The organism is Streptomyces sp. WAC05292 (assembly GCF_003949955.1).
GTDB lineage: Bacteria > Actinomycetota > Actinomycetes > Streptomycetales > Streptomycetaceae > Streptomyces > Streptomyces globosus.
In genome coordinates this window covers 1-12,404 of record NZ_RPSE01000162.1, presented here as the reverse complement: position 1 = coordinate 12,404, position 12,404 = coordinate 1, and the positions used below count along the sequence as shown (strand labels likewise).

Annotated in this window: 10 protein-coding genes, 1 other RNA gene and 1 pseudogene; 3 read left to right on the top strand and 9 right to left on the bottom strand. The window is 76.2% G+C overall.

The annotated features are described in order from the left end of the window. Positions 1 to 751, bottom strand: a 751-nt coding sequence (gene yaaA, locus EF903_RS18195; protein WP_125544452.1) for a peroxide stress protein YaaA, incomplete at its 3' end; no start/stop codon positions are given. Between the two features lie 101 nt (positions 752 to 852). Here yaaA and EF903_RS18190 point away from each other — a divergent pair. After that, positions 853 to 2,304 (top strand): RNB domain-containing ribonuclease, encoded by a 1,452-nt coding sequence (locus tag EF903_RS18190; protein ID WP_125544450.1) that lies wholly within the window; start codon positions 853 to 855, stop codon positions 2,302 to 2,304. Here EF903_RS18190 and EF903_RS18185 read toward each other — a convergent pair. Next, the gene (locus tag EF903_RS18185; RefSeq protein WP_260615535.1) at positions 2,282 to 3,154 is read right to left on the bottom strand and encodes a hypothetical protein; all 873 of its coding nucleotides are present in this window, start codon (positions 3,152 to 3,154) and stop codon (positions 2,282 to 2,284) included. The two genes, EF903_RS18190 and EF903_RS18185, sit on opposite strands and share 23 nt — an antisense overlap. Continuing rightward, the gene (locus EF903_RS18180; RefSeq protein ID WP_125544448.1) at positions 3,130 to 3,882 is read right to left on the bottom strand and encodes a MerR family transcriptional regulator; all 753 of its coding nucleotides are present in this window, start codon (positions 3,880 to 3,882) and stop codon (positions 3,130 to 3,132) included. Before EF903_RS18180 ends, EF903_RS18185 begins: the two co-directional genes overlap by 25 nt. A gap of 78 nt (positions 3,883 to 3,960) precedes the next feature. On the opposite strand from EF903_RS18180, the gene rnpB reads away from it, so the two are divergent. Beyond that, positions 3,961 to 4,362, top strand: an RNA gene (gene rnpB, locus EF903_RS18175) — RNase P RNA component class A. Positions 4,363 to 4,648: 286 nt separating this feature from the next. Further along, entirely contained in the window at positions 4,649 to 5,488 is an 840-nt protein-coding gene (locus EF903_RS18170; RefSeq protein WP_221888749.1) for a glycosyltransferase family 2 protein, read from the top strand. A 34-nt stretch (positions 5,489 to 5,522) separates the two neighbouring features. Here EF903_RS18170 and EF903_RS18165 read toward each other — a convergent pair whose 3' ends face one another. From EF903_RS18165 to EF903_RS18135, 6 genes and pseudogenes are all read right to left on the bottom strand, one after another. Next, positions 5,523 to 5,816: a DUF6087 family protein gene (locus tag EF903_RS18165; protein ID WP_125544446.1), complete on the bottom strand. Its 294-nt coding sequence runs from the start codon at positions 5,814 to 5,816 to the stop codon at positions 5,523 to 5,525. A 181-nt stretch (positions 5,817 to 5,997) separates the two neighbouring features. Then, positions 5,998 to 7,392, bottom strand: a complete 1,395-nt coding sequence (locus EF903_RS18160; protein ID WP_125544444.1) for a bifunctional RNase H/acid phosphatase — start codon at positions 7,390 to 7,392, stop codon at positions 5,998 to 6,000. Next, on the bottom strand, positions 7,392 to 8,135 hold the full coding sequence (locus tag EF903_RS18155; RefSeq protein WP_260615538.1) for a zinc ribbon domain-containing protein: 744 nt from the start codon (positions 8,133 to 8,135) through the stop codon (positions 7,392 to 7,394). Before EF903_RS18155 ends, EF903_RS18160 begins: the two co-directional genes overlap by 1 nt. Next, positions 8,132 to 8,989 (bottom strand): Nif3-like dinuclear metal center hexameric protein, encoded by an 858-nt coding sequence (locus tag EF903_RS18150; protein WP_125544441.1) that lies wholly within the window; start codon positions 8,987 to 8,989, stop codon positions 8,132 to 8,134. Before EF903_RS18150 ends, EF903_RS18155 begins: the two co-directional genes overlap by 4 nt. A 1,294-nt stretch (positions 8,990 to 10,283) precedes the next feature. Then, positions 10,284 to 11,222, bottom strand: a pseudogene (locus EF903_RS18140) (3-oxoacyl-ACP reductase); the annotation flags it as partial. A gap of 32 nt (positions 11,223 to 11,254) precedes the next feature. After that, complete coding sequence (locus EF903_RS18135) at positions 11,255 to 12,334, bottom strand: Zn-dependent alcohol dehydrogenase (protein WP_125544439.1); 1,080 nt, start codon at positions 12,332 to 12,334, stop codon at positions 11,255 to 11,257. Positions 12,335 to 12,404 lie beyond the last annotated feature (70 nt).

Sequence of the window (12,404 nt, the reverse complement as noted above, 5' to 3'; positions counted from 1 at the left end):
GCGCAGGGGCCTCCCCTTCCACCGCGTACCCCAGTTCCCGCAGCACCTCGACCAGTTCCGCCGGCCCCGCCGGCCGGACCCCCGCGACCAGCAGATCCCTCACCAGCCTCCCCTTGGTCGCCTTGTTGAAGTGGCTGACGACGGCCCGCTTCTCCACCCCGTCCACGATCTGCGAGTGCAGCACCCGCACGGTGGCGGTCCTCCCGGCGACCTCCCCCTTCGGCTTCCAGGCGGCCGCGTACGCCGCCGACCGCAGGTCGAGTACGAGCCCGTCCCCGGCGGCCTCCGGCATGACCTGCGCCATCGGCTCCCGCCAGTACGCGCCGAGCGCGCCGAGCCCGGGCAGCTTGACCCCCATCGAGCACCGGTAGGGGGGAATCCGGTCGCCGATCCGCACGGCACCCCACAGCCCGGAGAAGACGAGCAGCGTCCGCTCGGCCAGTGCCCGCGCCGCCGGGGGCAGGTCCGCGAGCCCGAGCGCGTCGTACAGCACTCCGGTGTACAGCTCTCCGGCGGGCAGGGCGGCCGCGTCCCGCAGCCCGGCGTTCTTCGCGACCTCTCCGCGGAGCCCCTGGCTCAGCCCGAGCACCTCGCGCGCCTTCTCCTCGTCCCCCGCGCACAGGTCGACGAGTTCGGCGAGCACGGCTTCGCGCGCCGCGGCAAGTCCCGGCAGCGACAGCGTCCCCGCGTCCAGGGGTGCGCCGGTCCCGCCGGAGGCCTTTCCCTCGGACGGCGGCAGCAACACGAGCACGGCGTATCTCCTCAGACCAGAACGACACAGGGGGGTGCGGCCCCGCCCCAGCGTAGACCGCTCGCCGTGCCGCCCCCGCCGTCCGGCCCTACGCTCGATCCATGCCACGCCGTCATCTGCACATGACCGGCGCAGACGGGGCTGCCCTGCGGGCGGCGCTGCGCGACCTGCGGACCGGGCTGGACGTGCCGCGGGAGTTCCCGCCGCCGGTGCTGGCCGAGGCGGAGCAGGCGGTACGCACGCCCCGGCTCCCGGACGAGGACGCGACCGACCTCCCCCTGTTCACGATCGACCCGCCGTCCTCCCGCGACCTGGACCAGGCGATGCACCTGGCTCGCCGCGCGGGCGGCGGGTACGCCGTCCACTACGCGATCGCGGATCCGGCGGCGTTCGTCACCCCGGGCGGGGCCGTCGACGCGGAGGCGCACCGCCGGGTCACGACCCTGTACTTCCCGGACGGACGGGTCCCGCTGCTCCCGCCGGCCCTGTCCGAGGGCGCGGCCAGCCTGCTGCCGGGGCAGACCTGCCCGGCCCTGCTGTGGCGGCTGGACCTGGACTCGGCGGGCCGCGTGGAGCGGACGGGGATCCGCCGGGCGCTGGTCCGCAGCCGGGCCCGCTACGACTACGACGGCGCCCAGCAGGCGATCGACTCGGGGACGGCGGAGGAGCCGCTGTCCCTCCTGCGGGAGGTGGGCCGCCTCCGCGAGGAGCAGGAGCGCGAGCGCGGCGGGGTGTCCCTGAACGTGCCCGAGCAGGAGATCACCGCGCACGACGGCTCGTACGGCCTGGCCTACCGGGCGCCGCTGCCCACGGACGGCTGGAACGCGCAGATCTCCCTGATGACGGGCATGGCGGCCGCGGACCTGATGCTCGCGGCCGGGACGGGCGTCCTGCGCACCCTGCCGACGGCCCCGGACGGGGCGGTGGGGCGGCTGCGGCGCGCCGCCCGGGCGCTGGGGATCGACTGGCCGCACCACGTCCCGTACGCCGAGCTGGTCCGCTCCCTCGACGCGCACCGCCCGGCGCACGCGGCGTTCCTGCAGGAGTGCACCGCGCTGCTGCGGGGCGCCGGATACACCGTCTTCACGGGCGGCGCGCCCGACGGCCCGGTCGTGCACGCGGCGGTCGCCGCGCCGTACGCGCACTGCACCGCTCCCCTGCGCCGTCTCGCCGACCGCTACACGGGCGAGCTGTGCCTGGCCGCGGCGTCGGGGGCCGGGGCCCCGCAGTGGGTGCTGGCGGGCCTGGAGGAGCTGCCGCGCCGGATGGCGGGCGGGATGCGCCTGGCCAACACGGTGGAGCGGGAGTGCGTGGATCTCGTGGAGGCGGCCGTGATGAAGGGCCGCGTCGGGGAGGCCTTCGACGCGGTGGTGATCGACGTCGACGACCGCGACGCGCGCTCCGGGACGGTGCACCTGACCGAGCCGGCGGTCGTCGGCCGCGTGGAGTCCCCGAGCGGCGGCCTTCCCCTGGGCGACCGCATCCGCGTCCGCCTCACCCGCGCGGACCCCGGCCGCTCCAAGATCCTTTTCACTGCCGGGGCGGCGGCGTGACTGCGGCGCCCTGCAAGGCGGTGACGACCGCGCGCGGATCGTCGGCGTGGAAGCGGATGACGCGGGCCTCGCCCCGCGCGCCGAGCGGCCGGGTGAAGGCGACGGGCCGGGAGAGTACGACGGTCACGGTGGTCTGGCTGCCGACGGCCAGGTCGAGCACCCCGTCCCCGGACAGGGTCGGCAGCCGGCCCTCCGGGTAGCGGCGGTCGACGCGGGCCGAGGCGATGGCGTCCGCCGGGACGGTCAGGTCGAACAGCGCCCCGTACCGCAGCCGCAGGCTTCCGTCGCCGCGGACGACGTGCGGCCGGGTCACGCAGGCGGCGTGCACCGCCAGGAGCAGCAGCACCGTGTACACGTCGAGGACGAGCACGACCCGGTGCACGGCCGGCCAGGGAATCAGCAGGGCGAGCACGACGGTCTCGACGATTGAGACGAACACCAGCCCGTACATCATCGCGGTCTGCGGCCCGGTGTAGGCGGCCGGCAGGTCGCCGGCGGCGGCTCCGTGCGGCGGGCGGCGCAGCACCCACCGCACCAGGGAGGCCCCGGCCCGCAGTTCGTGCAGCAGCAGCCGGCGCACGGCGACGGGCACGGCGGCCCGCGCCGCGGCCCGCAGGGCCTCGCCCCGTACGGCGCCCCGGGCGCGCTCGGCGGCGTACAGCGACCGCAGCACCCAGCCCTGAAGCAGCAGGGCGGCGACGGCGAGCGCCTCGCCCGCGGCGAGCACCGCCGCAGGCGGGCGGAGCCCTGCGGCGACGGCGAGGACGAGGAGCAGCTCGCCGGGTAGGGCGGCGGCGGCCGCGAGGCGCGCGGCCCGCACCCGGCTCACCGCCGGCCCCGCTGCGCGCACGCCTCCATCACGCGCCGTACGACTTCCGCCTGGGCGGGGGCGTACTCGGCGAGCAGTGCCTCGACGACGGCGGGAGCCGCGGTGCCGCCGGGCCCGCTCCCCCCGTCTCCCCGGATCGCGTCGAACACGGCGTCGGGCACGGCCGCGACGAGCGCGTCGGCGAGATCCGGGATCCGCGGGTCGTCGCGCGGCGCGTCGGCAAGCTCGTCGAGCCGCTCGTACAGCGCGAGGACGGCCGGGTCGGCGGCCAGCGGCCCGAGGGCCGCGTAGACGTCGGCGCCGCCTTCGCCGGCCGTGTCGAGGAGGGTGAGGAGCTCGCGGTCGAGGGCGGCGGACGGCGAACCGGTGGCCGGCGCCTTGGCGAACAGGTCGGCGAGCGCGGGCGACACGGGTTCGGTCGCACCGGGCGGCGCGGCCCGCAGCGCGGCGAGCCGGCGGCGGCGCTCCCGGATGCCGGCCTCTTGGCGGGCGAGGTCGGCGTCGAGTTCCTCCAGCACCTCGGCGAGGTCGCGCCCGGCATCGTCCGCGAGCACGTCCCGCACCTCGTCGAGGCCGAGGCCCAGCTCGGTGAGCCGGCGTACGCGCGCCAGCAGGACGGCGTCGCGGACGGTGTAGGTCCGGTATCCGTTGGGCAGCCGCACCGGCTCCGGGAGCAGGTGGACGTGGTGGTAGTGCCGGATCGCCCGGGTGGTGAGCCCGACGAGCGCGGCGATCTCTCCGATTCGCATGCCCTCCAGTGGAAACCCTGCCGTTGCGGCAAGGTCAAGCTGCTGCTCGGGGCCGGGTAGCATGGTCGGCACGGCAGACGAGCCGGCCGGACGGCCGCGTCGGGATCCCCGGATCCCGCCGAGGAACGTCCGGGCTCCACAGGGCAGGGTGGTGGGTAACGCCCACCCGGGGTGACCCGCGGGACAGTGCCACAGAAAACAGACCGCCGGGGGCTTCGGCTCCCGGTAAGGGTGAAACGGTGGTGTAAGAGACCACCAGCGCCTGGGGTGACCCAGGCGGCTCGGTAAACCCCACTCGGAGCAAGGTCAAAAGGAGCCGTCCCCGGACGGCTCTGCGCGGACGTTCGAGGGCTGCCCGCCCGAGTCCGCGGGTAGACCGCACGAGGCCGGCGGCAACGCCGGTCCTAGATGGATGGCCGTCTCCCCGGCGGCCGCGAGGCCGCCGGGTGACAGAACCCGGCGTACAGGCCGACTCGTCTGCCCCACCCGCCCCGACATGCATCGGGTCGGGCGGTTCCGCCGTTCACCGGCCCGTGGACCGCCCGGGAAGTGAGTACGGTGGGCGGGAGGCAACCCGTTCAACCCGTTCAGGATCGCTTGAAGGCGATGCCGGCGGTGGCCCGGGCCCATGCCGCACAGCGCGTCGGCTGACGTGATCGCCGATTCCGGGGCTGCGCACTGCGCGCCGACCGGGGGATCGGGGCGCGAACCAGGCCTGAGAGGAACGGACAGCGGAACGCCGAAGATCGGGGTTGTGGTCCTCACCATGGGCGACCGGCCCGCAGAACTGAGGGCCCTGCTGGCGTCGGTCGCCGCGCAGGAAGGCGATCCGGCGGCCGTGGTCGTCCTCGGCCAGGGCGTGGGACTTCCGCCCCTCCCGGACGGCGTGGACGGCGTGGAACTGCCGGAGAACCTGGGGATCCCCGGCGGCCGGAACGCAGGCGTGGCCCGGCTGCGTGAGCAGGGCGGCGTCGACGTCGTCGTGGTGTTGGACGACGACGGCCTGCTGCCCCGCACCGACACGTTCCGGCTGGTCCGGGACGCGTTCGCCGACCGGCCCCGCCTGGGCGTCGCGGGCTTCCGCATCGCGGACGAGACCGGGGCGAGCCAGCGCAGGCACGTTCCCCGCCTCGGCGGGAAGAACCCCATGGTGTCCGGGCCGGTGACGACGTTCCTCGGCGGCGGCCACGCCATCCGCATGGCCGTCATCGACCAGGTGGGGGACTTCCCCGCCGAGTTCTTCTACGCCCACGAGGAAACGGACTTCGCCTGGCGGGCCCTGGACGCCGGCTGGGAGATCGACTACCGGGCGGACATGGTGCTGCAGCACCCCCGCACCGAGGCGTCGCGACATGCGGTGTACTACCGCAACACCGGCCGGAACCGGGTCTGGCTGGCCAAGCGGCACCTGCCGGCCGCCCTCGTCCCGGTGTACCTCGCCGCCTGGGCCGCGTACACGGTCGCGCAGCGTCCCCCGCTGTCCGGCCTGGCCGCCTGGTGGGCCGGCTTTCTCGAAGGCGTCCGGGTGCCGTGCCCGCCGAGGCGGCCCATGCGGTGGCGCACCGTGTGGCGGATGACCCGGCTGGGCCGCCCCCCGGTCATCTGAGGCCCGGCGCTGCCGGAGCCGGTCCTCCCCGGCGTCACGGCCTGCGGTGGCGGCCCGTCCCCGGGGCCAGGGGCGGCCGGGCGGGTCCGGACGCGGGGTTCGGCGGGGTCTCCGCCTCGGGGTACAGGAGGCGCTTGGCCGCCGCGAGGTCGGCCGCGAACGCGTACGGCTCCCAGCCGTGGCCGTTCCAGCGCTCGATCGCGCGCGGAGATTCGGGCTCCACGTGCGCCGCCCTCGGGCCGCCGCCGGGGACGATCGGCACGGCCCGGAGGCGGCCGATCCTCGCGTCTCGGCGCTCGGCCCACTCCGACAGCGGTTCCTCGTCCATCGTGCGTTCCTCGCGTCGGGGAGTTTCCCCGGAGGGTAGCGCTCTCTGCGGGGCGCCCGAGGAAAACCTGCGGGGATCGCGCGAGAAGGTGTCGCCGTCGCGGCCTCGGGTTGCCGGCGCCGTCCCTCGTGCTGCGCGCCTCCCGCCCCGGCGCGCGGGTGCGCGTCGGGGCGGGGCGGGGTCAGCGGAGGTGGGACGTGTCGTTGAGGAGGCGGAGGGAGGCGTTGCCGTCGCCGTAGTAGGCGACCGCGGAGAGGGACGCCGCCGCCAGTTCCATGCGGAACAGGGACTCCGGCGGGGCGCCGAGGGCCAGGCGGACCAGGATCTTCACCGGGGTGACGTGCGTGACCAGCAGCACGGTGCGGCCCCGGTGCGCGGCCAGCAGCCGGTCGCGGGCCGCGGAGATCCGCCGGGTGGCGGCCGCGAAGCTCTCGCCGCCGCCCGTCGGGGCGGCCTTCGGGGAGTCCAGCCAGGCCTGGAGGTCGTCCGGGTGGCGCTCCTGCACCTCGCCGAACGTCAGCCCCTCCCAGGCGCCGAAGTCGACCTCGCGCAGGCCCTCTTCGACGGTGACGCCGAGGCCGAGCCGGTCCGCGACCGTCTGCGCGGTCTCCCGGCAGCGGCGCAGCGGCGAGCTGACGATCGTCTGGATGGTGCCGCGCGCGGCCAGCGCCTCGGCCACCGCGTACGCCTGGCGGCGTCCGGCGGGGGACAGTTCGGGGTCGCTGCCTCCGCTGCCGGAGAAGCGCTTCTGCGGCGTGAGGGCCGTCTCGCCGTGCCGGAGCAGGACGAACGTCGACGGGGGGCCGAGGTCGGGGCCCCAGCCCCGGCCGGCCTTCGGCGCTCCGGCGACCGGCGCGCCCTCGGCGGGAGCCGGCGCCCCTTCGGCAGCCGGGGCGGGGACCGCGGCCTGTGCCGGCGCGGCGGGGGCCGGCGCGGTGGCGGCCGGCGCGGTGGCCTGTGCCGTCGCGGGCGCGGGCGCGGACCCCGCGGCAGGTGCGGGCGCCGTCGCGGCCCCCGCGGCGGCCGTCGAGGCGGCCAGGGCTGCGCGGACCGCGGCCGCGCCCGCCGCGGCGTCGCCCGGCGGGCCCGACGGCGGCGGTGCGGCCACGGTGCGGGCCGCCGACGCGTCCAGGGCCGCCGCCGAGGCGGACGGCTCCCACTGCCGGCCGGCGCGTCCCGCGTCCATCGCCTCGTTGGCGAGCCGGTCCGCGTGCCGGTTCCGCTCGCGCGGGATCCACTCGTACGTCACCCGGCCGCGCGGCAGGACCGCCGCCGCCTCCGCCGCGAGCGGCTTCATGTCGGGGTGCTTGATCTTCCAGCGGCCCGACATCTGCTCGACGACGAGCTTGGAGTCCATCCGGACCTCGACCGCCGCCTCGGGGTCGAGGTCGCGGGCGGCCTTCAGCCCGGCGATCAGCCCCCGGTACTCGGCCACGTTGTTCGTGGCGACGCCGATGTACTCGGCGCGCTCCGCCAGCGTCTCGCCCGTCTCCGGGTCGAGGACGACCGCGCCGTAGCCGGCGGGCCCCGGGTTGCCCCGGGATCCGCCGTCCGCCTCCACGACCAGCCGGGGCATCAGATGCCCGAGTCCGCCGTACGGACCAGGATGCGGCCGCAGTTGTCGTGCCGGACGACCCGGTTCGCGGCCGCGGCCTTGATCTCGTTGACCTCGGCCATGTCGAGTTCCAGCCGGCAGCCCTCGCAGCGGCGCTGGTAGAGGCGGGCCGCGCCGACGCCGCCCTGCTTGGCGCGGATCTTCTCGTACAGGGCCACCAGGTCCGCGGGGAGGGAGGCGGCGACGAGCTCGCGCTCCTTCGTGATGCGGGCGGTCTCGGCGTCCAGCTCGCCGGTGGCGGCGTCGCGCCGGGAGGTGGCGTCCGCGAGCTTGGCCTCCAGGGCGGAGACGCGCTCGGTCAGCTCGCCGACGCGCTCCTGCGCGGCCTCCAGGCGCTCCATCACTTCGAGGACGACGTCCTCCAGGTCGGCCTGGCGCTTGGCGAGCGAGACGACCTCGCTCTGCAGGTTCGCCAGGTCGCGCGGGGACATGCCGGCGCCCGAGTCGAGCCGCTGCTGGTCGCGGGCGGCCCGCTGGCGGACCTGGTCGACGTCCTGTTCGGCCTTGGTCTGCTCGCGGGCGGCGTCGCTCGCCTGCGTCTGCGCCGCCACGAGCAGGTCGCGCTGCTGGGAGAGGTCCTTGGTCAGCGAATCGACCTCGGCGTGCTCCGGCAGCGACGTCCGCTTGTGGGCGAGCTGGGACAGCCGCACGTCCAGGGCCTGGACGTCGAGGAGTCGGATCTGGTCGGCGGGCTCGGCGTTCAGTTGGGGGCTCCAGGGGTAGTCGGGGAGGTTGTGGACGGCGCGTGCGCCGTCCAGGGGTCGGTGACCGTGCGGGACACGTGGGTGCGCAGGCCCCAGCCGTGGCGCTCGGATACGGCGTCGAGCTGGGCCGCGGCCTGCTCGCACCAGGGCCACTCGGTGGCCCAGTGGGCGGCGTCGACGAGCGCGAGCGGGCTCTGCTCGCGGGCCTCGGACGCCGGGTGGTGGCGCAGGTCGGCGGTGAGGAAGACGTCCACGCCGGCCGCCCGCACCTGCGCGAACAGGCTGTCGCCGGAGCCGCCGCTGACGGCTACGGTGCGGACGGTCATGTCGGGGTCGCCGGCGACGCGGATGCCCTGCGCGGTCCGCGGCAGCCGGGCGGCGGCGCGGGCGGCGAACTCGCGGAGCGTCTCCGGATGGTCGAGTTCGCAGATCCGGCCGAGGCCGCGGCGGCCCTGCGGGTCGGTCGGGTCCGGTACGAGCGGGCCGGTGATCCGCAGGTCGAGCGCGCCGGCGAGCGCGTCGGAGACGCCCGGGTCGGCCGTGTCGGCGTTGGTGTGGGCGACGTGCAGCGCGATGTCGTTCTTGATCAGCGTGTGCACGGCGCGGCCCTTGAACGTGCCGGCGGAGACCGTGGTGGTGCCGCGGAGGTAGAGGGGGTGGTGGGTGACGAGCAGGTCGGCGCCCAGCTCCACGGCCTCGTCGACGATCTCCTGCACGGGGTCGACCGCGAACAGGACCCGTGCGACCTCGGCGTCGGGGTCGCCGCAGACGGTTCCGACCGCGTCCCACTGCTCGGCCCGCGAGGGGGGCCAGAGAGCGTCCAGCGCGGCGATGACTTCAGAGAGACGTGGCACAGGCCAAGGCTACCGTCCGTACGGAATCGGAAAGGTCCGCCCGCGGCTCCCCCGCGGCAGGCCCCTCGGCGGGCAGCACACGCGGCGGCGCGTCCCGGCGGGAAACGCCGCCGGGACACCCTTAAGGGTGAAGCGGCGGAGGTCGTGTTGTTCGGGTGGAAGTGCGAAAACTAGCTTCCTCACCGGAGGTGACGCACGGATGACTGTCTGTGCCATCGAGATCACGACGGCTGCCCCGTTCACCATCGCCGCGGACGGCTCCTATGCGGCCCGGCTCGCCGGGAGCGGCGAGGCGCGCTACCCGGAGCGGTGGACGCTGGCCGGCCCCGAACCGTACGCGGTGCCGCTGCCGCTGGCCCAGCCCGAGGAGGCCGACAGCGAGGTGCAGCCGCTCGGCGACGGGCGGGTCCTGATCCACCGGCGGGTAGCGGACCGGCACGCCTTCGCCCTGCTGTACCCGACGGGCGGCGCGGGGGCCGGGCCGCGGACGGGCGAGCTCGCGCTGGGCTCCGTGGTCCCGGGCCGGGAGGACGTACGGGTGTCCCTGCTGCCCCCGCCGCCCGGCGGGGCCCGCGCCTACGCCCTGGCCTCCTCGGCCGCCGGCTCCGCCGTCTGGCGGGTGGCGGGCGGCCCCTTCGGGCCCGTGGCCCGGATCGCCGGCCGCTGCACGGGCGGTGTCTGGCTGGACCGCGGCGGCCGCATGCTGGCCCTGGACCGCGAGCGGGAGGGGACGGTGAAGGCGGTCGCCGTGGACCTGGGGCGCGGGGAGGCCACCCCGCTGCTGCAGATCGCGGACGGCAGCGACGACCGGCTGCTGTGCGCCGACCCCGACAGCGGGCTGGTGCTGATCCGGTCGGACGCCCCGGGCGAGACCCGCCTGGGCTGGGGCGTCCTCGGCAGCGCCCGGCCGGTCCGCTTCCCCGAGTGCCTGCGCGGGCTGCCGGCGGTCCCGTTCGCGGTCCAGCCGGGCCAGGCGCTGATGCCGGAGACCTGCGGGGTCGCGTTCCGGCTGGAGGACCCGGCGGACGGCTCCGGCGGCTGGGGCGACGTCGCCCTCTGGCGGCCCGCCGACCGGCGCGTCTTCCGCCTCGCCGCGCCCGCCGGGTGGCTCGGCACCGGCGTGTGGAGCCCCGAGGGCCGCCTGCGGCTGCCGTACTCCACGCCCGAGGTGCCCTGCGGGATCGCCGGGGTGGCGATGCCCGACGCGCCCGCGCCCCCGGTCCGGGTCGCGGCGCCGCCCGCCGCCGAGCCGGCCGCACCGGGGGCCGCCCCGCGGACGGGGCCGCCCGGCCCGGCCGTGCCGCAGGCCGAACACCTCGGCCGCGGCGAAGGTCTCGCCGTCCGGACGGCCCGCGTAGTGCGGCGTGAGGAGCGCGTCCAGCTCCTCGTAGGAGAAGACGTCCTTGGCGGTGTCGAAGACGGCCGCCACCCGGGGCCGCTCCATCACCGCGACGATCCCGCCGTGGACGACGAGCAGCTGCCCGTTCACCCGGCCCGCGGCCGGGGAGGCCAGGTAGCCGACGAGCGGGGCGACGTGTTCGGGGGCCAGCGGGTCGGGGCGGCCGTCGTCCGGGACGCCGAACCCGGCGAAGACGTCCTCCGTCATACGGGTCCGCGCCCGCGGGCAGATGGCGTTGGCCGTGACCCCGTACTTGGCGAGGGCGAGCGCCGTCGAGGTGGTCAGGCCGACGATGCCGCCCTTGGCCGCCGCGTAGTTCGGCTGGCCGGCCGAGCCGCCGAGGAAGGCCTCGGAGGAGGTGTTGACGATCCGCCCGAAGACCGGGCCGCCCGCCGCCTTCGACCGCTCGCGCCAGTGCGCGGCGGCGAAGCGTGTGGTGTTGAAGTGGCCCCCCAGGTGGACGCGGACGACCGAGTCCCACTCGTCCTCGGACATGGAGAACACCATCCGGTCGCGGAGGATCCCCGCGTTGTTGACCAGGACGTCCAGCTTGCCGAAGGTGGCGACCGCCAGCTCGACGAGTTCGCGGGCCTGCCCGAAGTCGGCCACGTCCCCGGTGTGGGCCACGGCCCGGCCGCCCGCCGCGCGGATCTCCTCGACGACCTCCTGCGCCGGGCCGGCGGACGCCTCACCCGAGCCGTCGCGGCCGGACCGGCCCAGGTCGTTGACGACCACGGCGGCGCCGAGGCGGGCCAGTTCCAGCGCCTCGGCGCGGCCGAGGCCACGGCCGGCGCCGGTGACGACGGCGGACAGTCCCTCAAGCGGAAGCGGCATGTGCGGGTTCCTCTCCGACGGGCGTGCGGGGCTCAGAGCTCGATGCAGGTGCGCAGGGCCGTGCCCGTGCGCATCTGGTCCAGGGCGTCGTTGACCTCGGCGAGCCGCACCCGGTGCGTGATCAGCCCGGCGAGGTCGACGCGGCCGGCCCGCCACAGGGCGATGGTGCGCTCGTAGGACCGCAGCACGTCCCCGCCGCCGTACATCGACGGCAGGATCCGCTTCTCGTCGAAGAAGAGGGAGAACATGTCGACGGAGTAGGTGTCGTCGAGGGCGCCCGCGCCGACCACGACGACGGCGCCGCCGCGCCGGGTCATCTCGTACGCGGTCCGCACGGTCGCGGACCGGCCCACGACCTCGAAGACGTAGTCGAAGCCCTCGCCGCCGGTGATCCGCTGCCGGGCGTCGGCGAAGGCGTCGGGCGCGACCGCCTCGGTGGCGCCGAACCTCAGCGCCGCCTCGCGCCGGGCGGCGACCGGGTCGACGGCGACGACCTGGGCGGCGCCCTGCACCTTGGCGCCCTGGACGACCGAGATGCCGACGCCGCCGCAGCCGATGACGGCGACGGACGACCCGGCCTCCACCTGCGCCGTGTTGATCGCCGCGCCGAGGCCGGTGGTGACGCCGCAGCCGATCAGCGCCGCGATGTCGTACGGCACGTCGTCGGGGATCTTCACCGCGCAGGCGGCGGGGACGACGAGCTCCTCGGCGAAGGTGCCGGTGCCGGCGAAGCCGAACACGTCGCCTCCCGAGGCACGCCGGAAGTTGGGGACGGCGGCGTTCCCGAAGGCCGCCAGGCACAGGTGGCCCTGGCCGCGCCGGCACGCCGGGCAGTCCCGGCAGGGCGGCAGCCAGCAGACGAGGACGCGGTCGCCGACCGCGTGGGTGGTGACGCCGTCCCCGACGTCGGTGATCTCGCCCGCCCCCTCGTGCCCGGGGACGAACGGCGCGGGCTGCGGCAGCACCCCGCTCATCGCGGACAGGTCGGAGTGGCACAGGCCGGTGGCCCTGATGCGGATCCGCACCCGGCCGGGCCCGAAGCCCGCGGCCTCCATGTCGTCGACGACCTCCAGCTTGTCCTGGCCTGTCTCGCTCTGCAGCGCTGCGCGCACGGTGCGGCTCCTCGGCTCGGGGCTACGGGGGTGCGGGTGCGGATCCGCATCAGGGCCACCGGCCTGTGCC